This window comes from Nocardia sp. CA-128927, assembly GCF_050955855.1.
Classification (GTDB): Bacteria; Actinomycetota; Actinomycetes; order Mycobacteriales; family Mycobacteriaceae; genus Nocardia.
Genome location: NZ_CP192087.1, coordinates 5,404,812 through 5,429,537, shown reverse-complemented (window position 1 = coordinate 5,429,537; position 24,726 = coordinate 5,404,812). Strand labels below are relative to the sequence as shown.

24 protein-coding genes and 4 pseudogenes are annotated in these 24,726 nt (G+C 65.0%); 13 read left to right on the top strand and 15 right to left on the bottom strand.

Annotation, left to right across the window (positions count from 1 at the left end):
* Positions 1 to 11: 11 nt before the first annotated feature.
* Both ACQPW1_RS25505 and ACQPW1_RS25500 read right to left on the bottom strand, forming a co-directional pair.
* On the bottom strand, positions 12 to 962 hold the full coding sequence (locus ACQPW1_RS25505; RefSeq protein ID WP_433654021.1) for a M56 family metallopeptidase: 951 nt from the start codon (positions 960 to 962) through the stop codon (positions 12 to 14).
* Positions 959 to 1,354, bottom strand: coding sequence for a BlaI/MecI/CopY family transcriptional regulator (locus ACQPW1_RS25500; protein ID WP_433654020.1), 396 nt, complete (start codon positions 1,352 to 1,354; stop codon positions 959 to 961). Before ACQPW1_RS25500 ends, ACQPW1_RS25505 begins: the two co-directional genes overlap by 4 nt.
* A 141-nt stretch (positions 1,355 to 1,495) precedes the next feature.
* Here ACQPW1_RS25500 and dinB point away from each other — a divergent pair, with 141 nt between their 5' ends.
* A complete protein-coding gene (gene dinB, locus ACQPW1_RS25495) occupies positions 1,496 to 2,728 on the top strand; it encodes a DNA polymerase IV (protein ID WP_433665335.1) in 1,233 nt (410 codons plus the stop codon).
* Positions 2,729 to 2,731: 3 nt separating this feature from the next.
* On the opposite strand, the gene ACQPW1_RS25490 is transcribed toward dinB, so the two are convergent.
* From ACQPW1_RS25490 to ACQPW1_RS25465, 6 genes are all read right to left on the bottom strand, one after another.
* On the bottom strand, positions 2,732 to 3,148 hold the full coding sequence (locus ACQPW1_RS25490) for a nuclear transport factor 2 family protein (RefSeq protein ID WP_433654019.1): 417 nt from the start codon (positions 3,146 to 3,148) through the stop codon (positions 2,732 to 2,734).
* A 66-nt stretch (positions 3,149 to 3,214) separates the two neighbouring features.
* On the bottom strand, positions 3,215 to 4,093 hold the full coding sequence (locus ACQPW1_RS25485) for a phosphoribulokinase (RefSeq protein ID WP_433654017.1): 879 nt from the start codon (positions 4,091 to 4,093) through the stop codon (positions 3,215 to 3,217).
* A gap of 30 nt (positions 4,094 to 4,123) precedes the next feature.
* A complete protein-coding gene (locus tag ACQPW1_RS25480) occupies positions 4,124 to 5,203 on the bottom strand; it encodes a class 1 fructose-bisphosphatase (RefSeq protein WP_433654016.1) in 1,080 nt (359 codons plus the stop codon).
* 16 nt (positions 5,204 to 5,219) lie between these two features.
* Positions 5,220 to 6,236 carry an AAA family ATPase gene (locus tag ACQPW1_RS25475; RefSeq protein ID WP_433654015.1) on the bottom strand — a complete coding sequence of 339 codons (1,017 nt, stop codon included), beginning with the start codon at positions 6,234 to 6,236 and terminating at the stop codon, positions 5,220 to 5,222.
* The gene (locus tag ACQPW1_RS25470) at positions 6,226 to 6,648 is read right to left on the bottom strand and encodes a ribulose bisphosphate carboxylase small subunit (protein WP_433654013.1); all 423 of its coding nucleotides are present in this window, start codon (positions 6,646 to 6,648) and stop codon (positions 6,226 to 6,228) included. The genes ACQPW1_RS25475 and ACQPW1_RS25470 overlap by 11 nt, the downstream gene beginning before the upstream one ends.
* Positions 6,649 to 6,668: 20 nt before the next feature.
* On the bottom strand, positions 6,669 to 8,111 hold the full coding sequence (locus ACQPW1_RS25465) for a form I ribulose bisphosphate carboxylase large subunit (protein ID WP_433654012.1): 1,443 nt from the start codon (positions 8,109 to 8,111) through the stop codon (positions 6,669 to 6,671).
* 377 nt (positions 8,112 to 8,488) lie between these two features.
* On the opposite strand from ACQPW1_RS25465, the gene ACQPW1_RS25460 reads away from it, so the two are divergent.
* The gene (locus ACQPW1_RS25460; RefSeq protein ID WP_433654010.1) at positions 8,489 to 9,364 is read left to right on the top strand and encodes a LysR family transcriptional regulator; all 876 of its coding nucleotides are present in this window, start codon (positions 8,489 to 8,491) and stop codon (positions 9,362 to 9,364) included.
* A 110-nt stretch (positions 9,365 to 9,474) separates the two neighbouring features.
* Positions 9,475 to 10,330, top strand: a pseudogene (locus tag ACQPW1_RS25455) (class I SAM-dependent methyltransferase).
* Positions 10,331 to 10,347: 17 nt separating this feature from the next.
* Here ACQPW1_RS25455 and ACQPW1_RS25450 read toward each other — a convergent pair.
* The 3 genes and pseudogenes from ACQPW1_RS25450 to tnpC form a co-directional block, all read right to left on the bottom strand.
* Positions 10,348 to 10,572 (bottom strand): hypothetical protein, encoded by a 225-nt coding sequence (locus ACQPW1_RS25450; RefSeq protein WP_433654009.1) that lies wholly within the window; start codon positions 10,570 to 10,572, stop codon positions 10,348 to 10,350.
* Positions 10,573 to 11,469: 897 nt separating this feature from the next.
* Positions 11,470 to 12,854 (bottom strand): annotated as a pseudogene (locus ACQPW1_RS25445) (IS1380 family transposase).
* A 118-nt stretch (positions 12,855 to 12,972) separates the two neighbouring features.
* Entirely contained in the window at positions 12,973 to 14,544 is a 1,572-nt protein-coding gene (gene tnpC / locus ACQPW1_RS25440; protein WP_433654008.1) for an IS66 family transposase, read from the bottom strand.
* Positions 14,545 to 14,659: 115 nt separating this feature from the next.
* Here tnpC and ACQPW1_RS25435 point away from each other — a divergent pair, with 115 nt between their 5' ends.
* The 5 genes and pseudogenes from ACQPW1_RS25435 (at position 14,660) to ACQPW1_RS25415 (ending at position 17,560) form a co-directional block, all read left to right on the top strand.
* The gene (locus ACQPW1_RS25435) at positions 14,660 to 14,884 is read left to right on the top strand and encodes a hypothetical protein (protein WP_433654007.1); all 225 of its coding nucleotides are present in this window, start codon (positions 14,660 to 14,662) and stop codon (positions 14,882 to 14,884) included.
* Between the two features lie 7 nt (positions 14,885 to 14,891).
* Entirely contained in the window at positions 14,892 to 15,407 is a 516-nt protein-coding gene (locus ACQPW1_RS25430) for a DUF6879 family protein (protein ID WP_433654006.1), read from the top strand.
* Positions 15,407 to 15,613 (top strand): annotated as a pseudogene (locus tag ACQPW1_RS25425) (helix-turn-helix domain-containing protein); the annotation flags it as partial. The gene ACQPW1_RS25430 and the pseudogene ACQPW1_RS25425, both read left to right, overlap by 1 nt.
* Before the next feature lie 96 nt (positions 15,614 to 15,709).
* On the top strand, positions 15,710 to 16,273 hold the full coding sequence (locus ACQPW1_RS25420) for a DUF5753 domain-containing protein (RefSeq protein WP_433665334.1): 564 nt from the start codon (positions 15,710 to 15,712) through the stop codon (positions 16,271 to 16,273).
* Between the two features lie 255 nt (positions 16,274 to 16,528).
* Complete coding sequence (locus ACQPW1_RS25415; RefSeq protein WP_433654005.1) at positions 16,529 to 17,560, top strand: YncE family protein; 1,032 nt, start codon at positions 16,529 to 16,531, stop codon at positions 17,558 to 17,560.
* Between the two features lie 147 nt (positions 17,561 to 17,707).
* Here the strand turns inward: ACQPW1_RS25415 and ACQPW1_RS25410 are convergent.
* Positions 17,708 to 18,594, bottom strand: a protein-coding gene (locus ACQPW1_RS25410; protein WP_433665234.1) for an IS5 family transposase whose coding sequence is annotated in 2 segments (ribosomal slippage) — positions 17,708 to 18,496 and positions 18,499 to 18,594 — 885 coding nt in all. Because the reading frame shifts where the segments join, the coding sequence is not laid out codon by codon here.
* A gap of 255 nt (positions 18,595 to 18,849) precedes the next feature.
* Here ACQPW1_RS25410 and ACQPW1_RS25405 point away from each other — a divergent pair.
* The gene (locus tag ACQPW1_RS25405) at positions 18,850 to 19,932 is read left to right on the top strand and encodes an IS630 family transposase (protein ID WP_433654003.1); all 1,083 of its coding nucleotides are present in this window, start codon (positions 18,850 to 18,852) and stop codon (positions 19,930 to 19,932) included.
* On the opposite strand, the gene ACQPW1_RS25400 is transcribed toward ACQPW1_RS25405, so the two are convergent.
* Positions 19,929 to 20,969, bottom strand: coding sequence for a chitinase (locus ACQPW1_RS25400; RefSeq protein WP_433665333.1), 1,041 nt, complete (start codon positions 20,967 to 20,969; stop codon positions 19,929 to 19,931). The two genes, ACQPW1_RS25405 and ACQPW1_RS25400, sit on opposite strands and share 4 nt — an antisense overlap.
* A gap of 219 nt (positions 20,970 to 21,188) precedes the next feature.
* On the opposite strand from ACQPW1_RS25400, the gene ACQPW1_RS25395 reads away from it, so the two are divergent.
* The 4 genes and pseudogenes from ACQPW1_RS25395 (at position 21,189) to ACQPW1_RS25380 (ending at position 23,043) form a co-directional block, all read left to right on the top strand.
* A complete protein-coding gene (locus ACQPW1_RS25395; RefSeq protein WP_433654001.1) occupies positions 21,189 to 21,734 on the top strand; it encodes a GNAT family N-acetyltransferase in 546 nt (181 codons plus the stop codon).
* Positions 21,735 to 21,807: 73 nt separating this feature from the next.
* Positions 21,808 to 22,650: an LLM class flavin-dependent oxidoreductase gene (locus tag ACQPW1_RS25390; protein WP_433654000.1), complete on the top strand. Its 843-nt coding sequence runs from the start codon at positions 21,808 to 21,810 to the stop codon at positions 22,648 to 22,650.
* Between the two features lie 31 nt (positions 22,651 to 22,681).
* Positions 22,682 to 22,886 (top strand): annotated as a pseudogene (locus ACQPW1_RS25385) (hypothetical protein); the annotation flags it as partial.
* 19 nt (positions 22,887 to 22,905) lie between these two features.
* Entirely contained in the window at positions 22,906 to 23,043 is a 138-nt protein-coding gene (locus tag ACQPW1_RS25380; RefSeq protein WP_433653999.1) for a hypothetical protein, read from the top strand.
* A 123-nt stretch (positions 23,044 to 23,166) separates the two neighbouring features.
* On the opposite strand, the gene ACQPW1_RS25375 is transcribed toward ACQPW1_RS25380, so the two are convergent.
* Complete coding sequence (locus ACQPW1_RS25375; protein WP_433653998.1) at positions 23,167 to 24,138, bottom strand: HAAS signaling domain-containing protein; 972 nt, start codon at positions 24,136 to 24,138, stop codon at positions 23,167 to 23,169.
* A gap of 9 nt (positions 24,139 to 24,147) precedes the next feature.
* Positions 24,148 to 24,498, bottom strand: a complete 351-nt coding sequence (locus tag ACQPW1_RS25370; RefSeq protein ID WP_433653997.1) for a PadR family transcriptional regulator — start codon at positions 24,496 to 24,498, stop codon at positions 24,148 to 24,150.
* Positions 24,499 to 24,726: the final 228 nt, after the last annotated feature.

Here is a 24,726-nt window from a genome sequence, read left to right as displayed (position 1 = left end):
CCTTCGGTACTTCAGCCCAACACAGCGCTGCAGAACGCTACCGTAGCCGCGACGAACGCCAATCCCGTTACCGTCGCCGCGATCACACCGAGCAACGCGGTGCGGGTGGTCGCCCGCCGCATCCGGCTCACCGGATCCACCAGACGCTCGGCCCGCGCCAACACGGCGGTCCCGGCAGCGGCCAGCGCACCCGAGGGCACCGCCCCGGACACCCCGAGGATCACCAGCAACCCACCGAGCAGCGGCTCCGAACCATGCTTGTCGGCCGCCTTGTCATCGGCACACATCTCCAGCAACCGCGCGATCTCCGCGGCACCCGCGGTAACCAGACGCAACCCCGGCAAGGTCGTGGCGATCGCCCGCAACACCGCCGTCAACGGCGCATGCCGCCCCGACAGATGCGCACGCTCATGAGCGAGCACCGCGGCAAGCTGATCCGGCGCCAACGCATCGAGCGCGGCACTGGTGACGACGATCGTGTCGGGCCGCCCCGGCACGCAATAGGCTTGGCGCTCCGGCGAATCCAGCACCAACGCACCCAGCCCGGGCACCCGCCGCCCGACCAACCGCAACGCCTTCGCGTGCGCATGGGTGCGTCTGCGCATCTCCCGCACCACCGACACCGCCCGCGCCACCACCGCCATCGTGCAGGCCGCGACCAACGCGCCGACCGCGAAGGTGACGGCCTGGGTCGCGCCGCTGCCGTCCTCGTGGATCGGGTTCCACATGATCGCGAAGCAGGCGCGCAGCGCGTCGTGCGGATGTCCCCAGTAGGTGGCGAATTCGACGGTGAGCATGGTCGCGGCCGCCGCCCACGCGCCGAGGGTGCCGACGATCGCGACGACCCAGGCGATGATGCCCAGCCGTGGCGCGTTGCCGCGCCGGGTCAGTCGCCGCAGCACCGGCGGGCCGAGCGTGGCCACCGTGGCGCCGTACAACATCAATGCGATGGCCAGCGTCACGTCGCGGCGCCCGGCGGTGCGTCGGGGGTCTTGCGGGCGGTGAGCCTGCGTAGCGCGGCGCGCAATCCGGCCGATTCCTCGGCGCTGATCCGGTCGACGAAGTGGCTCAGCACCAGATCGGAGCGTCCGCCCGCGCCGAGCGCTTCGAGCATCAGCCGGGCACTGTGCTCCTCGCGGGTCAGGGTCGGCCAGTACTTGTAGGCCTTGCCGGAGCGCTCGCGCGCGAGCCAGCCCTTGCGGTGCAGGTTGTCCATGGTGGACATGACGGTGGTGTAGGCGATGTCGCGCTGGGCGGACAGTTCGTCGAAGATCTCGCGCACCGTGGTGTCCTCTGCGTCCCGATCCCAGATGCGGTCCATGATCACCGCCTCCAGGTCTCCAAATCCGCGCACAGTACCGACTCCCTCATCCAAAACGTGCCCTGCTGTCGGGCCAGCGTACCGGTTCGTCCGGATTGCTACGTAGCCAAGCCGTAGATTAGGCGGTTTTGGTCAATGACCAGGGTTCCGCTTGCCGGTGGGTCATGCGAACATATGTTCGTGTCCGACGCACCCGCATCCCGCCCGCGGATCGTCGCGCGGGCCGAGTCCTCGATCCTGCACGCCGACCTGGATTCGTTCTATGCCTCGGTCGAGCAGCGCGACAATCCCGGGCTGCGCGGCAAACCGGTGATCGTCGGCGGCGGGGTCGTGCTGGCGGCCAGCTATGAGGCGAAGGCGTTCGGGGTGCGCACGCCGATGAACGGCGGGCAGGCGCGGCGGCTGTGCCCGCACGCGATCGTGGTGCCGCCGCGGATGTCGGCCTACGCGGAGGCGAGCAAGGCGGTGTTCGAGGTCTTCCACGACACCACGCCGCTGGTCGAGGGTGTCTCGATCGACGAGGCGTTCCTCGACGTCGGCGGCCTGCGGCGGATCGCGGGCGAACCGATCGGCATCGCCGAACGCTTACGCGCCCGGGTGCGCGACCAGGTCGGGCTGCCCATCTCGGTGGGCATCGCCCGCACCAAGTTCCTGGCCAAGGTCGCCAGCGCGGTCGCCAAACCCGACGGCCTGCGCTTCGTCCCGCCCGATGGCGAACTCGACTTCCTGCATCCGCTGCCCATCGAAAGACTTTGGGGCGTAGGCGAAGTCACCGCTCGCACCCTGCACGAACACGGCATCACTCGCGTCGGCCAACTTGCAGACCTCGGCGAAAGTCCCTTGCGCGACATCCTTGGCCCGGGCGCCGCCCGCCACCTCTATGCCCTGTCCTGGGCTCGCGATCCCCGTCGCGTTGAAACCGGCGTGCGCCGACGTTCCATCGGTGCTCAACGCGCCCTGGGCCGCCAACACCACCCACCCGATGAAATCGAGGCCTACCTGCACGGTCTCACCGACCGCCTGGGCCGCCGGCTGCGAGCCGCGGACCGCATCTGCCGAACTCTGGTGCTGCGCATGCGCTTCGACGACTTCACCCGAGCCACCCGCTCGCACACCCTGCCCGAGGCCACCGACCACACTGAAACCCTGCTCTGCGCAGCCCGCTCGCTACTGGCCGCCGCCATGCCCACGATTCAAGAACGCGGCCTGACCTTGATCGGACTAGCACTCACCAACCTGGCCGACGCCGACCCCTTCCAGCTGTCGCTCCCCTTCGAAGCGCGTGCCACCAACACCCTCGACGCGACACTCGACGACCTACGCCACCGCTTCGGCTCCGCCGCCGTCACCCGCGCCGCGCTGTTGGGCCGCGGCGAAGGCTTGTCGGTTCCGCTGCTACCGGACTGAGCGTCAGGACGCCGACTGTGCCTGCGCGGCCGCCAAGGCTTCTTCCTGGATCCGCGGGAACTGGGCGCCCATGGCCTCGGACAGCGCCTGCGCCGCGGACAGCGGGCGGACCATGACGGTGAGGCTGTCGATCTTGCCGTCGTCGTCGTAATGCAGGAAGTCGCAGCCGTTGACGGACTTCCCGTCGACCGAGGCCTCGAACACCAGCGCGTGGTCGCGCCCGTTCGGGTCGGCGATCTCGCGCACGTAGCGGAAGTCGTCGCCGAACACCCGCAGCACACCGCGCAGAATCGCGGCGGTGATCGCCTTGCCGGGATACGGCTTGAAGGCAACGGGGCTGGTGAACACGACGTTGTCGGCGAGCGTCGCCTCGAGCGCGGCGCCGTCCCTGGCTTCGACGGCCTCACGGAACGTACTCATCACTGCACCTCGCATATGCAACTCGTTGAATAGGGTCCGTTCGAGAGTAACGCAGAACCGGGACGATCAGCGAGAGCGCTTCGGTCGCTTGTCCATCAGGCGCAGGATCAGCGGCGTGAAGATCAGTTGCATGGCCAGTTCCATCTTCCCGCCGGGCACCACGATGCAGTTGGGCCGGGACATGAACGAGTCGTGCAGCATCGACAGCAGATAGGGGAAGTCGATCACCTTCGGATCGGCGAACCGGATGACGACGAAGCTCTCATCCGCGGTGGGGATGCTGCGAGCGATGAACGGATTCGAGGTGTCCACGGTCGGCACACGCTGAAAGTTGACGTAGGTGTGCGAGAACTGCGGGCAGATGTACTTCACGTAGTCGGGCATCCGGCGCAGGATCGTATCGATGACCGCCTCGCTGGAATACCCACGCTCGGTCTTGTCCCGGATAACCTTCTGAATCCACTCGAGGTTCACGATCGGCACCACACCGACCAACAGGTCCGCGTATTGCGCGACATTCACACTGTCGGTGACCGCGGCACCGTGTAATCCCTCGTAGAACAGCAGATCGCTGCCGGGCGTCAGATCCGCCCACGGCGTGAACGTGCCGGCGGGCTGCCCGTGCGGCTTGGCTTCGAACTCGTCGTGCAGATACTTGCGCACCGAACCGACCCCGGTCTCGCCGTAATCGCGAAACAACGTCTCCAGCTCTTTGAGCAGATTCGCCTCCTCCCCGAAATGCGAGAAGGTCAGATTGCGGTGCTGTTCGGCCTCCGCCATCGCCAGCTTCATCTCGTTGCGGTCGTAGCGATGGAACGAATCCCCTTCCACGACAACCGCATTGATGCCTTCACGACGGAAGATCTCCTGGAATGTCCGTGTGACGCTGGTCGTTCCCGCACCGGATGACCCGGTGATCGCGACGACGGGATGCTTGACCGACATGACACCTCCTCGATTGCCGGACAACAGATTTCAGTGCGGCGCCGGGCGAAACAGCGACCGCGACCCGAACAACGAGCTGTCGAAGACATGCCCCTCGTCGGGTTCGCTGTGATAGCGCTCGATCCGCTCGACCTCACTGCGCGACCCGAAGATCAACGGCACCTGGTGGTGCACATGCTCCGGCGGCACTTCCAGCACCCGCTCGCCACCGGTGGTCGCCCACCCACCGGCCTGCTCGACGATGAACGCGATCGGATTGGCCCCGTAGAGCAGCGCCACCCGTCCCGGGCGCACCGGCGGGCGATTGTCGTGCGGATACAGATAGACCCCGCCCCTGGTCAGAATGTGGAAGGTGTCCGCGACCAGCGACGCCACCCAGCGCATATTGAAATCACGCCCGCGTGGGCCCTCCACGCCGTCGAGGCACTCGTGCACATAGCGGCGCACCGGCCGCTCCCAGAACCGCTCGTTGGCGGCATTGATCGCGAACCCGGAGGTGTCCTCGGGGATGCGCATCCGTGGATGAGTCAGCACGAACGCACCGATCTCCCGGTCGAGGGTGAAACCGTCGACACCGCTGCCGGTAGTGATCACCAGCATCGTCGCCGGACCGTAGAGGGTGAATCCGGCACAGACCTGACGCACACCCGGCTGCAGGAAATCATCGGCGATAGGCGAGCCATTCTCCCGCTCCGGAGCCCGCAGCACACTGAAAATCGTTCCAACAGGCAGATTTACGTCGATATTGGACGATCCGTCCAGCGGATCGAACGCCAGCAGATACTTACCGCGCCGATGCGCGTCGGGCACCGGATGAATGGCCGGCATCTGCTCCGACAGCAGCGCGGCCAGATGCCCGGTCCACTGAGTCTCGGCCACCATGACGTCGTTGGCGATGGCATCGAGCTTGCGATGCACGGTCGGTGGCAGATTGTCCGGCTCGGCGGCGCCCAGCGAACCGACGATGGCACCCCTGGTCACCTGGTTGGCGATGATCTTCGTGGCGGTCGCGACGACATTCACCAGGGCGGAGAACTCACCGGACGAGCCGGGGTGCCGATGCTCCTCCTCGATCGTGTACCGGGTGAGCGTCTTCAGTCCTTCTGGCATGGGCGCCTCGATCTCGTCACGCTGGGGCCCGCGCGCTCGGCCCGTCCTGCGGTTCGGTGCTGTCGCTGAATACGCTGCTGCCGTAGACATCCCGGTCGGTCAGCGTGATCAGATCGGTCTTGGTCAACGGCCGATGCAACTCCACCAGCCGCTTGGCCTGCCGCAACCGGCACCGGTCCAAGGCGTTGCGCACACTGCGCGCGTTGGAGAACCGGGGCCGGGTCATCCGCAGTTCCAGGTATTCGGCGAAGGCGGCCCGCGCGGGCTCGTCGAAGTGGAAGTTCTCCCGCGCCACCATGAGTTCGGCGATGCCCATCAGCTCGGCGTGGGTGTAATCGTCGAACTCCAGATGATGGGCGACCCGTGAGGACAGGCCGGGATTGGCGGAGAAGAACCGCTCCATCCGATCCGGGTAGCCCGCGAAGATCACCACCAGGCTGGCGCGCTCGCTTTCCATCTCCTGCAACAGGATCTCGATCACCTCCTGCCCGTAGTCCCGCTCGTTCTCCGGGCGGAACAGGTAGTAGGCCTCGTCGATGAACAGCACCCCGCCGGCCGCCTTGGCGAGTGCCTCCTTGGTCTTCGGGGCGGTGTGGCCGATGAACTGACCGACCAGGTCGTCGCGGGTGACGGTGTGTACCTTGGGTTTTCGAATGTAACCCAGCGCGTGCAGCATCTCGGCCATGCGCAATGCGACGGTCGTTTTGCCGGTGCCCGGGCCGCCGGTGAAGCTCATGTGCATGGTGGGCCGCGACGAGCTCAGGCCGAAACGTTGCCGGGCGCGGTCGATCAGCAGCAGTGCCGCGATCTCGCGCACCCGGCGTTTGACGTTCGCCAGCCCGACGAGTTCGGCATCGAGCCGGTGCAAGGTGTCCTCGACGTCGTTGCCCGCGATGTCGGTCGAAAGATCCAGCACCGCATCGTCATCCAGGATCTCGGGCTCGGCAGGCGGGTCGGCGGGCTCGGCGCGCACCGGCCTGCCGTCCCCGGTGCCGGGACGGTGTAATCGGAAACCGTTGGCCTCAGCCGCCATACCGCTGTCCCTGGCGGTCATCGGTGGCGTAGGAGTGCAAGCCGTACTTCTGCTGACGGTCCGGTCCTTCCGAACGGGTCAGCAGGAAGCCCGGTTCGTCGGCCGGGCGCTGCACGAGGAAGCTCAGCGCGGTGGTCTGCCTGCCGAAGCGGGCGTCGTAGGCGAGCACCCGCACGTAGTGGCGCGGGAAAGTCGCACGGCAGGCATTGATCTCGGCGAGTACGCCGTCGGGCTCGTCCAGATCGAACAGCGGCAGGCCCCACATCTCCCAGTACGCGTTGCGCGGGTGGGGGTCGTCGGTGTACTCGATCGACACCGGCCAGCTGTTGAGCAGCGCGTACCGCACCTGGGCGGAGATCTCCGCGTCGGTGAATTCCGGCAGATACGAGAATGTTCCGTGACGCAGGTACATGTTGTGTGCTCCAAGGGATTTCAGCGAGTGGCCGTCGGCACCGCATCCGGTGCGTCGGTGGAGGTGTAGTCGAAGGTGACATCGCCCCAAGTCGCCAGCGCGACCTCGAGCGGACGGCAGATCTCGGCCGCCTTGCGCAACACATCCGGGCCTTCCTTGAGCAGATCGCGACCCTCGTTGCGGGCCTTGACGACTGCCTCCAGCGCCACCCGGTTCGCCTCGGCACCGGCCGCGATACCCAGCGGGTGCCCGATGGTGCCACCACCGAACTGCAAGATCACGTCATCGCCGAAGAGGTCGAGCAGCTGATGCATCTGCCCGGCGTGGATACCACCGGAGGCCACCGGCATCACGCCGGGCAGACTCGTCCAATCCTGATCGAAGAAGATCCCGTTGCCCGGATTCGCGGGAATGTGGTTGTCCCGCAACGTGTCATAGAAGCCCCGGGTCGTCGCCGGATCACCCTCGAGCTTGCCGACCACGGTGCCCGCGTGCACATGGTCGACCCCGATCAGCCTGCACCACTTGGCCAGCACCCGGAAGCTCACGCCGTGCGTCTTCTGCCGGGTGAAGGTGGAATGCCCGGCCCGGTGCAGGTGCAGCAGCAGTCCGTTGCGCCGCGCCCAGTGCGACATCGACTGCATCGCCGTATATCCGACGGTCAGATCGATCATGACAACGACACTGCCCAGTTCCTTGGCGAACTCGGCCCGCTCGTACATGTCCTCCATCGACGCCGCGGTGACGTTCAAGTAGTGGCCCTTGATCTCACCGGTCTCGGCCATGGCGCGGTTGACGCCCTCCATGGCGAACAGGTACCGATCGCGCCACCGCATGAACGGCTGGGAGTTGATGTTCTCGTCGTCCTTGGTGAAATCCAGCCCGCCCTTGCAGGCCTCATAGATCACCCGGCCGTAATTACGGGCCGACAGACCGAGTTTCGGCTTCACCGTCGCCCCCAGCAGCGGGCGACCGTACTTGTTCAGGTACTCACGTTCCATCACCGTGCCGTGCGGCGGGCCCTGGAAGGTCTTCACATACGCCACCGGAATCCGCATGTCCTCCAGGCGCAGCGCCAGCAACGGCTTGAAACCGAACACATTACCGATCACCGAGGAGGTCAGGTTGGTGATCGAGCCCTCCTCGAACAGGTCGAGATCGTAAGCGACATAAGCGAAGTACTCCCCCGGCCGCCCCGGCACCTCGTCGACCCGATAGCACTTGGCCTGATACTTCGAGTGCGCGGTCAGCCGGTCGGTCCACACCACCGTCCATGTCGCCGTAGACGATTCACCCGCGACCGCGGCCGACGCCTCGATCGGATCCACCCCCGGCTGCGGAGTCACCCGGAATACGGCCAGCACATCCGTGTCCGACGGCTGATAGTCCGGCGCGTAATATCCCATCGACGCATACGATTGAACACCCGGATCCCACCGGTCCCGCTCGGTTTCTTCGGCCATCATTCCTCCTGGCAGTCGTTACTGCGGGACACCCGCTAGCGGGGTCAGGTTGTGCGCCTTACGAATTCCAGGATGACGGCAGCGTTGACAACAAACAATTTGATTGTTCCTGCGAAAGCCCAACGGAATAGTCAGGTTTCGCGCGACCACGATCAGGGTATGGAGAGCCGCGGGCGACGGAAAACTTCCGGAACCCGCAGCGAATACCCCGGGACGCGCACCGTCCCGGGGTATTCGCGCGCAGCGCGGAAGGGGAGTCACGCGCCGCCGTCGGGTTGACCTCGACACCATCGATGTTTCCACAGATCACCACCCCTGTGGGGCCGTCAATTCCGGTGGCACCGGAGTCACGGTCGATGGTTTGCTACCGTCGGCAGATGGGAGCGGTCAGTGCGGCCAGGATGGAAACATTCCTGGTGGTCGCCCGCCTCAGCAGCATCCGCCGCGCCGCCACCCAGTTGCACATCACCGAGGCCGCCGTCTCCGCCGCCGTCGCGCACATCGAAAAACAGCTGGGCGCCAAGCTGATCGCCAAGTCCGGGCGCGGGATCGTACTCACCGAGGCCGGGCGGATCTACGCCGAATACTGCCGCAGCATCCTCGGGTTGATGAAGGAAGCCCACGCCGCGGTCCAGCAGGCCGAGACCGGGCGACTACGCATCGGTGTCGTCGCCACCGCGGGTGAGTACGTGCTGCTGCGGCCCCTCGCCTCGTTCCGCAATCGCTACCCGGACATCGAACTGAGCCTGTCCGTGCATCCGCGTGACGTGCTGTTCCTCGAATTGCAGCATCACGAAACAGATCTCGTCATCGCAGGCCGCCCGCCACGCAACACCGGACTCGTCGTCCGGGCCCGCAGACCCAGCAACCTCATCGTCGTCGGCGCCGCCGATCACTGCCCCGATCCCCTGCGCACCACCTGGTTGCTACGCGGGCGTGGCTCCGGCACCCGTGATGCCACCCTGGCCCTGCTCGACCAGCTCGAGATCACCCCGCCCACCCTCACCCTCGGCAGCCACGGAGCGGTGCTGGCCGCCGCCCGAGAAGGTCTGGGCGTCACCCTAATTCACAGTGATGCCGTCTCTCAAGATCTGGAATCCGGTGCCCTGCATATACTTCCGGTCACCGGCACCCCGCTCGATCGGCCCTGGCATGCCATCACCACGCGCACGCCTACTCCCACGACGCGGTTGTTCCTCACCCACATCCTGGACCCCGACGAGGTCGGCGCCGACGCCTTCCATTCCGCTTGATACACGCGGAATGCTCTCCAGCACAACACTTCTGAGTCGCTCGCTGTGCAAGATTGCACTGTGACGCTGGCCACAATGGCGACCGGTCGGTGTTGTGCCAAACTGGCCGGATGACTGGCGGGCAAGCACCGATCTCCAATGTGTCGGACACCGCGCGGTGGGTCGCCGCCTACCGAGCGCGCGAAACGGCACGCCCCGACGCGCTATTCCAGGAGCCCTGGCCGACCGGCTAGCCGGACCGCAGGGATACGCGATCGCCGACGCCGCACCGCGCATCATGCGCAACGGCTGGCCATTGATCGCCCGCACCAAACTCATCGATGACCTCATCGCCACATCCATCGCCGAGGGCTGCGACCGAATCCTCAACCTGGCCGCCGGACTGGACACCCGCCCCTACCGCCTGGACCTCCCCGCCGACTTCGTCTGGATCGAAGCCGACCTCCCCGAGATACTCGCGGAAAAGGAACACGCCCTCGTAGGCGAAACCCCACGCTGCACCCTGATCCGCCGCGCGGTAGACCTCTCCGACCACGAAGCCCGAGAGAAGTTCCTCGACGAAGCCCTCGGCGCCATCGACCACATAACCACCCCGCCACCAAAGCCCTCATCCTCACCGAGGGCCTGCTCCTCTACCTCGACGTCGACACCGCCGCCGAACTCATCTCCGCCCTCACCCGCCCCGAAGTCGCCTGGTGGATGACCGACACCAACCTCAGCGCCATGCCCATCCGCGCCAACCCCCTACTCGATAACGCCCCCATGAAATTCGACCCACCCGGCGGCCTCGCCTTCTTCGAAAACCTCGGCTGGCACCCCCTCGAAATCGAAGAACTCCTCCTCAACGCCCGCAAATTCCACCGAGCCCCCTGGTTCCTCCGCCCAGCCACCTACCTCCCCCAACCCGACCTCTACAAACCCATCCGCCGCCCCTGGCAAGGTGTCCTGCGCTTCCGCCAGAAGTAGTCACAAACGCCATCGGTTCACGCGCCTTCCCCGAGAAACGGAAACGCGTACGAACGCGCATAGGTGTACTGCGGAAACACGGTAATCACGTCACACACCCGCACCACCCGCTCCGGCACCTTCCCGCCAAAATGCTCCGCACTAGGCACAACGACAGCTTCAGCCGCAACAGCGCGAACCACATTCAACAAGCGGTCCACGGGCTCATCGGTATCCGACCCGAACATCACCGTCTTCGCCAACTCATACCCCAATCGCTGTGCCAGACTGCGAATCTGAGTCTCGTGCCACGGCTGGGAGACCCCCGAAACATCGCGACGCAAATACCCGATCGCCCGTGGCCGCTGCCTCATCGCGTCACCCCGTCCGCGCAATCGGACAGAAACTCGCGATAGATCGGCGCAGCCAACAACGCACGCCCGCGGCCCGTGATCCGCCACCTCCGAGCGCCGTTCGCGAACCCGTCATACGAGTGCACACTAAGCGCCGTCCGCACAGTCAAAGCCGCGAAACCAGTTCTGTCACATAACTGCCGCACCGTCAGCGCCTCGGTAGGCCGCAAACCCACCAATGCGGCAAGAACCTTCACTTGCGTTTGAGTAAGTGGCACAGCGACCCCCTGCTGTCGACGTTGGGAAGGCGACTCGCGATCAGATCGAGTCCACGATCCTGAGCGCCAAAACCGACACTATGAAGCGGACTGCGGACCGTCCATCGACTTGCGGAAACTTGCGCAGCAGTTGCCAACTCCTGGCGAATGATTCGCATGTCAGAGACTATTGAAGCCAGAACACAAGTATCCGCAAGCACTTAGATGGGAGCTAAGATCATGCGTTTACGATTCCTCGGCAAAGGCGGTTCGGACAAGACGAACTGTAAACATTCAGCGCCGTTGCTGACCTGCGGTTTTCGGGTGTGAGGGTGTGCCCGGCCGGTGTGCGGTCGGGTTGCTGTCTGGGAGTGGTTAGCCTCGATCTTTCGCCGGGTTGATGTGCTGGCCTGATCGGGTTCGGATTGGGTGTTTCGGTCGTAGTTTTCCGGTTGCGGGCAGGGCAGCTGGCCCGCGCAGCGGGCTGGCTGCCGGGTTCCACTGGCCCGGGTGGTTGGTTTCCTTGGTTGCAGGGACGGTTTCTGGCTGGTCAGCCGGGTTGCAGGCGTGCTGCGGCGGTGGTGAGCAGTTCGGTGTAGGGGGCGTGCCGCGCCAGGTGCAGTGTGGTTTTGCGGGCATGGCGGGCGATGCGTCCGGCGGCTGAAAACAGCCGCAGCCGTAGCGTTTTCGGTTCCCAGCGACGTGCGGGGTGGTCGTGCAGGGCGAGTGTCTGCATCCAGGCGGTCAGGTCGAGTGCGAGCGCGACGACGGCGAGCCAGATGCGGTTGGCGTCGAAGCTGTGGAACGGAAGATTGCGCAGGCCAGTGTCTTTCGCGTTTCTGATCCGGTCTTCGCAGCGGGCCCGCTGGCGGTGACGCAACTCGAGGTCGGGCAGCTGGCCGCGGGTGGTGTTGGTGACGAACGCGGTCAACCGCATCCCGTCGCGGTCGGTGAACCGCAGCTGAGCACCGGGGTGTGGTCTCTCTTCCTGACGATGAGCCGCATGCCGGGCGGCCATCCGGTCAACTCGGTGATGCCGGTGACTTCCACGACCCAGGCGCCGTCGCGGACCTCGCCGTCTGCGTCGTAGGCCGGTGTCCAATCCTGCGGATTCAGGTGGGTGCCCATGGCGGTGACGATCTCGTCGGTGAGAGTGAACCCGACCGAGTACTGCAGCCGGCGGCGGTGGCAGTAGTCGAGGAACTCGTGGGTGCCGCCACCGGAATCGGTGCGCACCAGCACTTTCCGGCCGACCCGCCATCCCGGCTGCCACGGCAGCTGAGCGAGGGCATCGCGGAGAACCTGCTTGTGGTCGGCAGCGGTATTACTACCGGCGTTGCCCGGCCGCAGCATGGGCGCGGCGGGCTCGCCGGTGCCGGTGCGACCGTGGTCGATGAACGACCACAGCGAGTGGAAGCCGAAGCCCCGCTTGAACGTCGGTGTGGCGTTCTGTTTTTCCGAGTGCGCGTCGGTCAGGGTGGCGTCGAGATCGATGATTAACGGATCATCGATGTTGATCCCGTGACCGGGGGCGTTCGGCCCAGCCACGGCCCACGCCTGCGCCCGCGCGTCCGCGCGTGCAGAAGCGATGGCGGCCAACGCTTTCGGTGCCTGGGCAGCCAGCGCGGTGATCGTCCGCGACACCGTCGGATCCGAGGCCACCAGACCGAACACGCCCGGCTCGGCCCGTAACAACGCCACATCCGCGGCGCAGTCACCACCGACCGCGAGTGTCACCGCCAAATCCAGCACGATCTTGCCCGGGTCGTGGACAGCCATCGGTTTGCGCCACGGCCCCAACTGTTCCGACAAACCCCAGGTCAAACCAGTTATCTCGGCAGTACGCAGCAGCAGTGCCGCACCTGCGTGTGACACCACGCCCGCACCGTCACCGTCGATGGTCAGCCGCGGATACGGCGATATAGACTTGCCCACCAGAAAGGTGCTCCAAAACCTCGATCAATTCAGCCTTCGCAAGTCGAATTATCGCAGGTCGGAGCACCTTTCGCCATTCCCGCCGCAGGTTAGGCGCCATTACCATGATTGGCCGAGGTTAGACGGGGACAGGATCGGGTGGGATCCAGGGACGTCCGGTCAGGGCGTCGCGTAGGACGTCGAGGGCTGCGTGACCGTGTTTAATGGCGGTGGAGACGTATCCGCGGATGCGCCACCGGTCTTCGGTGCGGTCTTCGCTGGTGAGGCGCCCGGAGATGTTCTGCTGAATTTTCGCGGGCCGCAGGTCGCGTTCGGCTTGGTTGGAGGTGGGTGGGACGCGCAAGTCGGTCGTGAAGCGCAGTACGTCGGCTTCGCGGTCGCGCAGGCATTGCAGCAGCAGGCGGGCTTTGCGTTCCCCGGGCCGGTCACCGTGGCGGACGGTTTCGGACAACCCGACTTTCACCCCGTCCCGCAGCCGGGTGATCAACTCCTGGGCCGCGCCCTTCTCGATCGCCGAAAGGTTCTCCGCGCGTGCCAGATTGGCGTGATGGATCAGCCCGCGCAGGGAGTCCGCGACCTGGGTGGGCCATTCGGCGTCGGGATAAACCTCGGCCGCGCCGGTGAGATCTCGGAGAAGATGGGCGCAGCACAACTGGTGGATGAGCGCTCCGAGGTGGTCGGAGTCGTAGTTGACGTAGCGGTCGTGCACCACGATCGCGCCGGCGGCGGCGAGGTCTTTGAGCACGAACGCTTTGAACGTCTCGAGGTCACGGCCACCGAGCAGGTAATGGGTATAGAGATCGGTGGCAGCGACCAGCAGATACTTGTCGGCTTTCTTCTTCCCCGCCTTCGGGGCGGCCGGGCCGACCCGGATCGGTGTTTCATCGCAGCACACCACGTGCGACACCACGATCAACGCCCGGATGCGTGCCTGCACCGCACCCAATGTGGCCGCGGTGCGGGCCAGCATGGCGTGCACGAACCCCGCACTCGGTGCGGCACCGGTCAACGCTGCCAGCAACGCCACACATCGTTGGACCGGAAGATGATGTACGACAAGGAGATAGACGGCCAGAGCTTGCAGATTCGGGCCGTAACCCACCGGGCCCGACCGGGCTCCGTCCGGGCGCGACGCGGCGTGGGTGCGCCCGCACCCGCAGGCGACCTCGTGGCAGTCGAACTGGGTGACGCGCACGGTCACCTCCGGGATGTCGTGGCGCTGATACCGGTCCACTATTCCCAGATCCTGGCCACCGGCCAGGTCCGCACCACAATCGCATGTGCCTTGCGGGAACAGGTTTTCCGTCGCGTTCGGGTCTTGGGTCCACGCCAGATTCGTGCCAGGGGACCCCGGCTGCTTGCCCCGTTTACGCTGCTGGACAGCAGGGTTCGGCTTCTTCTGTTTCTCCGCCGGGGGTTTGTGGCCCGGATCGTCGTCCCGCGACGGCGGCATCGAGGAGTTACCCGAGTTCCGAGTCAGTAAATGCTCGAGCCGCGCTACCCGAGCGACCAGTTCCGCATTCGTCTCCGACAACGCCGTCACTGCCGCGGTCAGCGCCGCGATCTGCTCATCACGTCGGTCAACCTGCCGATCACGCTGCGCCAGAAGCTCTCTGAGCTCCTCGACTCCCAGCTCAACCGGCACCCCCACATCGTGCACCACCAGCACCGATACCACCAACTGCGACACCGCACGCCCCCGACAACCATCCAGCTACCGAACCGGCTGAATGTTTACGACGAACTGTCCCTCGCTGTATGCAACCGATCAGTCGAGTCTGCTGGTGCAGGGTTGGAAGACCGACATGCCGGAGGTAGTGGAGATACCGCACCTGCTGCTCGGGTTCGCCGAGCCGGATACGTTCGTCGGGGCAACGATGACCGACACCGGCCGGGGTACGTTCACTCTGACAGGTCGAGCGGTGACCGAGCCTGAAACACTGGCTCAACTCGAGCTGGCCGACAACGAAACGGCGATCGAGGTACCGAAGGCTGAAAGGACTTTCTACGGTGGAATTTCGCCACAATGATTCCTGGATGGACCTCATCCTGAGTGCTCGAGTGTCTGCGTTCCACATGGAGGTGCGGGATACCTATGCGGAGCCGGAGGAGTCGGAACCATTGCGGCGGTTCATCAATGGTGAGCCCGAACCATCTGATGGCTACGACAAAGACGATTGGATCGACCTGGTCGAGAAGATGACCGGGCGCGGAGTGACGATGAGCCGGGTTCGGGTTGTTACCGTGCCGCACAGCGATTACCAGCGATGGCTGCTCTCGGTAGCAGGGAGCAGTGTCGCTGCGGGCGAAGACATTCGTTACCTTCCGCGCCACCTTGTCGGTCCCGAAGATGTACCGTCCGATGACTGGTGGCTACTCGATGGCCAGCAGGTTGCGTTCAATCTGGTTGACAGAGACGGGCGGCCTGCCGGCGCCGCAGTAACCACGGACCCGGAGATCATCGGGTACTGCGAACGCGTGAAAGATCGCCTCTGGCAATTGGCTACGCGGTATCGCGAGTACGCCAGCGGGTCGACGGCCGAAAACCGGTAGTGACGGATTCAGCGCAGGAGGCACGCGAAGCTCTCGGTCAACGACTCCGAGAAATGAGGCGCGACGCCGGAATAACCGGCCGAGAGCTTTCCGCTCGCCAAGGCTGGCACGAGTCCAAGATCTCCCGGATCGAGCACGGGAAGGCCAGACCATCGAGCGACGACATCCGCGCATACTGCGACCAATGCGGGACAAGCGATCAACTTGCCGATCTGCTGGCCACGCTGCACAACATCGACGCCGCGTACATGGAGTACCGGCGGCTACTCAGTGGCGGTGTCAAACGCGGGCAGCAGCTGACGATGAAGCTCGAGGCCGCTGCGACATTTATCCGGAACTACGAGCCGCAGATCGTTCCCGGCCTACTACAGACCGCGGACTACGCCGAAGCGAAGCTGAGAAGCGTTATCGACTTCTATCGACTGCCCGACGACCTTGAAGTCGGTGTCTCCCAACGGATGAAGCGCCAACGCATCCTCTACCAACGGGAACGGCGGTTCCATTTCATCATCAGTGAACGGTCGCTCTACTCGACAGTCGGCGACGCTCGAGTGATGACAGGACAGCTCGACAGGCTGCACTCGATCATCGGCATGCCGCGCGTGCTGATAGGCATCGTCCCGCTGACCGCCGAGGCGAAGGTAGTGGTGGAAAACTTCCTGATGTTCGACAATCGGATGGTCAAAGTCGAGGGGCACACAGCCGAACTGACCATCACCCAACCTCGGGAGATAGCGCTCTACGGGCGTGCGTTCGACATGCTTGCCGGACAGGCACTTACCGGAGAATCCGCCCGCGCCCTGGTCGGAAAAGCACTCGACCAGCGCTGCCAGGAAGTCCGCCGCGATGCACGAACTGATGGGTGATCGGCTGGATGAGTTGTTCCGCTCGCCGTGGCGGCGGGCATTCGATCTCGAATTGCAGGACACCTACACCACCTCAGGTGAGTTCGAACCCTGCTGGCCGTAAGAGGAAAATCTGACGTCATTGCCGTCAGGTGAACGCGAGCCGGTGATGGGTGTCCTGTGTCAGTTGAATCGGCATCAGGGTTGCCCACAGTGCAACAATCCCTTACCAAACAAGGCGTGGCTGTGTGCCGCAACAGCGTTTACGTTCAGGACATGATCACAACCAGCAACGAAGTTCTAGCGGTTGCCTGTCAACATGCCTGCGCCATCGTGTTTCTCGACCTCGAAACCGGCGATCGGATCGACACGTTGAGCCTCGACTACGAACCGCACGAACTCGCGTTCGACCCGACGAGGAGGCTGATCTACGCCACGCACACTTACCATTCCGGGTGGTACTTCGGCAACGCCGGTCGAGTTCCGAAGATCAGCGTGATCGATGCCGACACCCACAAGCTCGTCGACGTCATCGACATCAGCCCGTTCCACGGCCCCCACGACGTGTTCTGCGATCCGCACAACGATCTCGTGTTCACCACAGTCGAAGGCAGCGACGGGGGCGCGGGCGGCGTCCTCGTGCTCGATGCCGCCACGCACACGATCAGCGACCACATTTCTGTGGAAGCCATTGGTCCACACTGGTTTTCGGCCAACTCGGATGTGTCGAAGATCTTCGTTGCCGCCAAGGAGTCGAGTTTCGCCGCAGTCGTGGACGTGAAGAACCGGACCATGACCGGGCGCGTCGAGCTCCCCGGCACCGAGGGCATCGCGGTGCTTCCCGGCGATGACCGGATCGTCGTGGCCGCACCCGTGATGGTGCCGGCGTACATGCCTGCCCCCTCCGAGCCCTATGGGCTGCGCGTGATCGATGCAGCAACCCTGGAGGTGACCGACGTGCTCGCCTCGGAGGTCCAGCCGATGGCTGTGCACGTCACTACCGGTGGTGCGCTGCTGGTCAGTGAAACCCCCATGCGCCACAAGCCTGGCGCCGATCCCTATGCGCTGCCGGAGTTCCCCGACGGCCACCTGCGCGTGTACGAACCCGGGACCCTGGAACTGCGTGGCAGGGTTCCCATCGGACCGAGTGTGCTGACCGTGCGTTCATCACCGGACGGCAAGCACGCCTTCGCTTCCAGCTTGGTGTCGGCCAACGTCACCGTGGTCGATATCGACTCCCTCGACGTCATCCACACGATCCCCGTCGAGAAGGGCGCTCACGGAATGACAATCATTCCGGCCGCGTAACTCACGACTGATCCTGGATGAGTACGTAGCAGCGGGCAAGCACTGCGCCGGTGAATACGTTGCCAGGCAGAAGGGTTCGGTCTTGGTGCCGGGCGCAGGGACTAGCCAGTGTTTTGAAAGTGGGTGAGGGCGGGCAGGTGCCCGCCCTCACCCGTGTCGGAGCCATTGGTCGATGGCTGTGATGTGGACGGTGGCCTGGTAGCGGACGGCGAGTTTGTCGTATCTGGTTGCCATGGCACGGTTTTCCTTCAACTGGCCGATACCGCATTCCACGGCATGGCGTTGCTTGTAGTCCTCGGCGTCGAACGCTGGTGGTCGCCCACCGGCGGAGCCTTTCTTCTTGCGGTTGTCGGTTTGGTCGGTCTTGATCGGGATGGTGGCTTTGATCCCGCGTCCGCGCAGGTGTGCGCGGTTGGCGCGGGAACTGTAGGCCTTGTCGGCGCGTACCCGCTCGGGCCGGGTGCGCGGGCGTCCCTTCCCGAGGCGGGGCACCGCGATACCGGCGAGCACGGCGGTGAACTGTGGGCTGTCGCCGCGCTGACCGGCGGTGATCAGGAAGGACAGCACCTTGCGGCCCTGCTCGGACGCCAGGTGGGTTTTGGTGGTCCATCCACCACGGGAACGCCCGAGCCCGTGATCGGCGGGCTCGATGTCGACCCCGCCAGGCGGCTCGGACTGGGCGTGGCCGTCGCGGCGGGCCCCGGCGGCATGCCGATGCGCTCGGGCGATGGTGGAATCCACACTCACCTGCCACCCGATGCGACCGGCGGCATCGGCGAACGCTTGCAGCATCTTCCAGATCAGCGTCCACACCCCCGCACGCTGCCAGCGACGGAACAGCCCGTATACCGTCTGCCAGTGCCCGTAATACTCGGGCACGTCCCGCCACGGTGTCCCGCATCGGGTGCGCCATCGAATCCCGTCGATGAGCTGTCGTTTCGTCCACTTCGGCGGGCGGCCCGCCTTTTGCCACGAGGCAACAGCGGTTCCAGCCGCGCCCACTGGGCATCGGTCAGATCCGCGCGCCTCGCCACCGATACGCTGGTCACGAGGTCTCCGGTATTCAGGTTCTTCTTCGTCGCTGAACCATCTACCGGAGACCTCCCTTCATCTGGTCACCGACACGCCAACGCAGGCAACACCTTCTGCATTCCACGGGTTGAGGGGCGCCGCTACACGGCGCCCCTCAACCCGAAACACTTTCAAAACACTGGCTAGTGTCCTGCGCCTGAAATTCGTTCAATTTATTCCGGGATGTGTTGGTGGGGGCGTAGGTTCGGCGTCTGGTGATGGGGCGACCGAAGGCCGAATTGGTACTCAGTGATGAGGAGCGGGCGGCGTTGACCCGTGGTGCGCGGGCGGCGAGTTCGTCGCAGGCGTATGCGCTACGATGCCGAATCGTGCTCGCCTGCGCCGAGCCCGCTCCCAACACCGAAGTTGCTGTGCGGCTTGGGGTTTCGGCACCGACGGTGGGTAAGTGGCGGTCACGGTTCGTGGCCTCGCGGTTGGCTGGTTTGGCCGATGAGCAGCGGCCGGGTCGGCCGCCGTCGATCCTGCTCGACCAGGTCGAAGAGGTCCTCACCGACACGTTGGCGTCGAGACCGGTGAACGCGACGCACTGGTCGCGGGCCTCGATGGCAGCCCACAGCGGATTGTCGAAATCGACGATCGGGCGGATCTGGCGCAGGTTCGACCTCAAACCGCATAGCCAGGACGGATTCAAGCTCTCGACAGATCCGCTGTTCGTGGAGAAAGTCGTCGATGTTGTTGGCCTGTACCACAATCCGCCCGAGCGGGCCGTGGTGCTGTGCGTGGACGAGAAGAGCCAGATCCAGGCACTGGACCGTTCCCAGCCAGTATCGCCGACGATGCCAGGCATGCCCGAAAGACGCACCCATGACTACCAACGCCACGGCACCACAACACTTTTCGCGGCATTCAACGTCGCCGACGGCACCGTGATCGGCGAGCTGCGCCGACGTCACCGCGCAGCCGAGTACAAGAAGTTTCTGGTCGCTATCGACAAGGCGGTGCCGGCCGAGTTGGACGTGCACATCGTGTGCGACAACCTCGCCACCCACAAAACCCCGGCCGTCTACCAGTGGCTGGCACGGCACCCGCGCTTCCACGTGCACTTCACCCCGACCGGCTCATCCTGGCTCAACCAGGTCGAACGCTGGTTCGCCTACCTCACCGACCAACTCCTGCGTCGCGGCGTGCACACCAGCGTCCAGTCACTCGAACGCCAGGTAAACGCATGGATCACCACATGGAACGACAACCCGAAACCGTTCGTATGGAAGAAGACCGCCGAGGAAATCCTCAACTCCCTGGCGAAATATCTTCAACGAATTTCAGGCGCAGGACACTAGCGGCCTTGGAGGGACTTGACGTTGTTGCCGAAGGTCCAGTTGCGGGAGCCGTCCCAGTTGATGGACCAGGTCATCAGGCCCTTCAAGGTGTTGGCGGAGCCGGTGCCGTAGTGGTTCCAGGCCTGGGCGACCAGGCTCGGGGTCATGTAGCCGCCGCCCGCGCCGGGCTGGGCGGGGAGGCCGGGGGCTTGTTTGTCGTAGGGGACGGTGATGGTGGTGCCCTGGATGTTCAGTCCTTTGGCGAGGCAATCGGTTTGGGCGATGAAGCCTTGGACGGTGCCGGCCTGGTAGGAGTCGCCGGCGCAGCCGTACATGCTGCCGTTGTAGTACTGCATGTTGAGCCACCAGAGGCGGCCGTTGTCGGCGTACTTCTTGATGATCGGGAGGTAGGCGCCCCAGATCGAGCCGTAGGTGACGCTGCCGCCGGTGACGTAGGCGGTTTCGGGGGCCATGGTCAGGCCGAAGCCCGCGGGCATCTGGGCGAGGACGCCGTCGATGATGCGGATCAGGTTGGCCTGGGAGGTCGACAGGGTCTTGATGTTGCCGCTGCCGACGAGGCCGGTCTCCAGGTCGATGTCGATGCCGTCGAAGTTGTACCGCTTCAGGATCGGCACGATGGTCGCGATGAAACGGTCGGCGACCGCGCTGGAGTTCAGGTCGATGCCTGCCGCCGCGCCGCCGATGGACATCAGGATGGTGGCACCGGCCGCCTTGGCCTGGCACATCTCCGTGGGAGTCGCGACCTTCACGGTCGCATCCATGCCGTCCTCCCAGCGTGCGGTGCCGTTCGACTCGATGACCGGGAACGCCGCATTGATGACGTTGTGGCCGTGCGCGGCGATGCGGGCGTCGGTGATCGGAATCCAGCCCATGCCGGGGTGCACACCGTTGGACGCGCCGTCCCAGTTCTCCCAATAGCCTTGCAGCACTTTGCCCGTCGGCTTCGGCTTGGTGGGGCAGGTGGTGTCGAGCGGCGCCGCCGAGACACCCGGGGCGACTGCGACAACCATCGTGCCGATCACCGCCAGTAAAGCCATCACGAATCGGAGCAGAACCAAGCGATGGCCGACTCCACGAGAGCCACATGTGGAATTCATAGCTAAGTAGAACCACACACAGAATGATCAACTCCAATGGCGACAACTGGGGACACCGCGGTGTCGATCACGAAAACGGGTGCGAATTCAACTCGCAGCGATCGTGTTCATGATGCAGCTATTTCCCGAGTCGGCATGCACGGCACGTAAATTGGGATCGTGGCGATATACACGGAGTTCCCGACAAGTCTTGTGACCGAGCGACTCCGGTTGCGATGCTGGCTGCCATCCGACGCGGAGGAACACCGTGCACTGTGGATCGAGCGAGATCCGCGGTCCATCCGCAGGATCGACGCGGCCGGACGCCCGACGGTCGGAGATATGCGCGGCTGGGCGGTGACCTACCCCCGCGGCGCCGAACCCGGGCTCGGGTTGCTTCCCATCGAGCGACGGGACAACGGCGAGTTCATCGGCTACTGCGGACTGGTCGTCGGCCAGGGCACCTACGACGAACCCGAGATCGCCTACGAGCTCGCTCGGCGGGCCCACGGTTATGGGTACGCCACCGAGGCGGCCCGGTCCGTTGTCGAGGCAGCGAAACGCACTGGGCGACAGCGGTTGTGGGCGACGGTTCGGGAATGGAATGCCGCCTCGTTCCGTGTGCTGGAGGAGCTCGGTTTCTACGACAGCGGACGTGTCACCCCGGATCCCCACCGTGGCGATTCGATCTGGATGACGCGCGAGCTCGATCAACCGTTGACGTAGCGTGAGCAGCGGTCCCCGCTAGGGAGCACGTCCGTCTCAGCGACTCGAATCATTCTGTGGAGTAAGGAATCTCGTGAGCGCCACCACTCTTCGTCACGGCGTCTATCTGCCTCCATTCGGCCCGTTCGGCGATCCGACCACCATCGTCGATCTGGCCGTACGGGCCGAGGCGGCGGGCTGGGACGGAGTATTCCTCTGGGATCACGTGGTGAGCGAGGCCATGCCGATCGTCGACCCCTGGACCACCCTCGGTGCGGTCGCCCAAGCCACCGACCGGATACTGCTCGGCACAACCGTCACGCCACTCGCCCGGCGACGCCCCTGGATCGTCGCCCGCCAGGCGGCAACGTTGAGCAAGCTGTCCAACGGACGCTTCATCTTCGGCACCGGCCTGGGCTCGGACGAGTCCGGCGACTTCACTCGCTTCGGCGAACCTGCCGACCTGCGCACCCGATCCGCCAGGTACGACGAAGGACTCGACATAGTCCGGGCCATCTGGTCCGGGCAGGCGTATCGACATTCCGGTTCGCACTACCAGGTCTACATAGAAGAAGCGGTTCCGGAACCACATCACATACCGATCTGGGTAGCCAGCTCGACCAACCACCCCAACGTCATCCGCCGCGCCGCCAGCTGTGACGGAATCTTCCCGCACCTGGGGGACCACACGCCGACCCCGGACGAGTTGGCCGACATCGTCGCCGCAGTGCACAGCCTGCGACTCCCCACTACCGACCGATCATTCGAAGTTGTCGTGACCGGCAACGCGAGCCACGCCTGGAACGAGCCGACCACAGTTGACGTCAAGGGACTCACCGAGGCGGGCATGACCTGGTGGATGGAGTCACTCATCCATTTCGACCCACTGGAACTATCCCTCGAGATCGTCGACGCCGGGCCGCCCCGAGCCCAGTAGCTGTAGACCTACCCAGGTTTCCCCGTGAGTAGTGGTCGCGTTGTTCGATCAGGCGATCTCGGCGAAATTCGGTGCCGCCGAACGCAAGATGCAGCAGCAACTGGCCGAACGCGGCAAGACGGGAGAGGACCGCCAGGCGCTGCTGGACGATCTCCTGGCGATCGTCACCGACCCGGGTGTGGCCGGATGAGGCGATCGGCGCGCTGATCCGCGGCGAGAAGATCGGGTGGGAGCGGCCGTTGGATCGATGACGAGGTGCTCGCCCACATCAGCCCCGCGCACAGCGAGAACATCAACTTCTTCGGCGTGATCGAGATCGACATCGACGCCGAACTCGCCGCACTCGGACCCGCCGGGTATCGGCCGCTGCGGGTCCGAGATACCCTCCTCTGATCGAGTGTCAATGTCGGTCAATCCGTTTGACGACGAGAACGGACGCTTCTACATACGACTCATGAACGACTCACCCGCCTGGCTGGCCCGCGACCGCAGGCCATCCGGGCTCAGTTCTCGAGCTCAGGGGTGGCGCGCGTCGCGGAAACACCGGAACACCTCGTGTCCGCTGGACAGCAGGACGACGGCGCCTGTCAGGGTGTAGAAGGCGTCCGGGGTGTGCAGCGAGCCGTTGAAGTCGTCTAGGACGATCGGGTCGAACAGCATGTGCCGGTAGAGGATCCAGGCCAGCGGCAGGGCGAACAGCGCGTGCCCGAGCGCGTACCAACCCGCCTGCAGGGGCGTCCAGTCGCCGGCCGCGACTCGGATCAGGTCGAGAGCCACGAGCATGCCCAGGCCGATCACCACTGGCCAGATCCACCCGTTCCACAGCGAGGGCTCGAGCACCTGCATGTGCCGGACGCTCCCGTCCGCGCCGTGAAGCCGGTAGGGCATGGCGATGTGCTGCCAGACGATCACGCCGAGCAGCAGCGCTGACCACATCGCCGAGCCGAACGCGAAGTAGCCGCGCCGATCCGCCTGCTGCGGGTCGGGCGCTTCGTCCGGCAGGTCCTCGGGCGTCCAGGTGTCACCGCCGACGACCGTCCCATTGCGGTACCGGGTGCGCTGGGCCACCGCGAACGCCACCGTGGGCCAGGCGATCATCTGGGCGGCTGCGGACACCGCCACCGTGGCCGCGGTGAGCACCAGCTGGCGGAGACTTTTGCCGTCCACCACGTCCAGGGCGACGAACAGCGCCACCACCAGCGGCAGGACCGTCGCGAGCAGGAGCTTCATCAACCGCATGTAGCGCGGGTAGAGTTCGGGGCCGATCAGTACGAGCGGCCGGTCCGCGAAACGCGCGGCGAGCGGGCCCGGGTCGCCCATCTCGACGAGCACCTCGCGCTCGGCGGCGCTCGGGCCGGACGCGCCGCGTGCCTCGACCATGTCGGCGATGGTGACACGCAGCTCCTCGGCGATGTCGCCGCGTTGCTCGGCCGGAAGCCGACGGATGACCTCATGCACGTAACGCTCTGTCAGCGAGCTTTTGCTCATCAATTCCCCCTAGATCAGTCGCGAGATCGAGGCGACGAGGGCCTGCCATTCCGACGTCAGCCCCTCACGTACCCGCGTGCCCTCGGAGTTCACCCGGTAGAACTTCCGAGGCCGCGAATCATCGACGTTCCACTCGCTGGTCAGTAGGCCCTGTTTGTCCAAGCGGCGCAGCAAGGGATACAGAGTGTTGCCCTCGACCGGAATGCCCGCCTCATTGAGCGTTTCCAGCAGCGCGTAGCCGTACCGCGGCTCCTCGAGCAGCACCAAGCAGGCCAGCACGACCGTGCCACGGCGCAACTCCTGGGTCTGGTTGAGGATCAGCTCTTCCGGGCTCACATCGAACACAATACTGTGTGCCACACAGTATCGTCGAGCGGTAGTTCCCGGAAGATGCCCCGGATAACGGGCTGTTATCCGGCGTAGCATCGGAGGCGGCCTGCGGCGACCCCGGATGAAGTCCAAGGGTGCCAGACCCCGCACCCGGCGCTGCGGCGCAGCCCATCACGAGCACGTCCTGGAAACCGTGTACTGGGACGCGGGCACCGCCCGGCCGCTATCGAGCCCTTCCGCATCGTTGAGACCGGATCC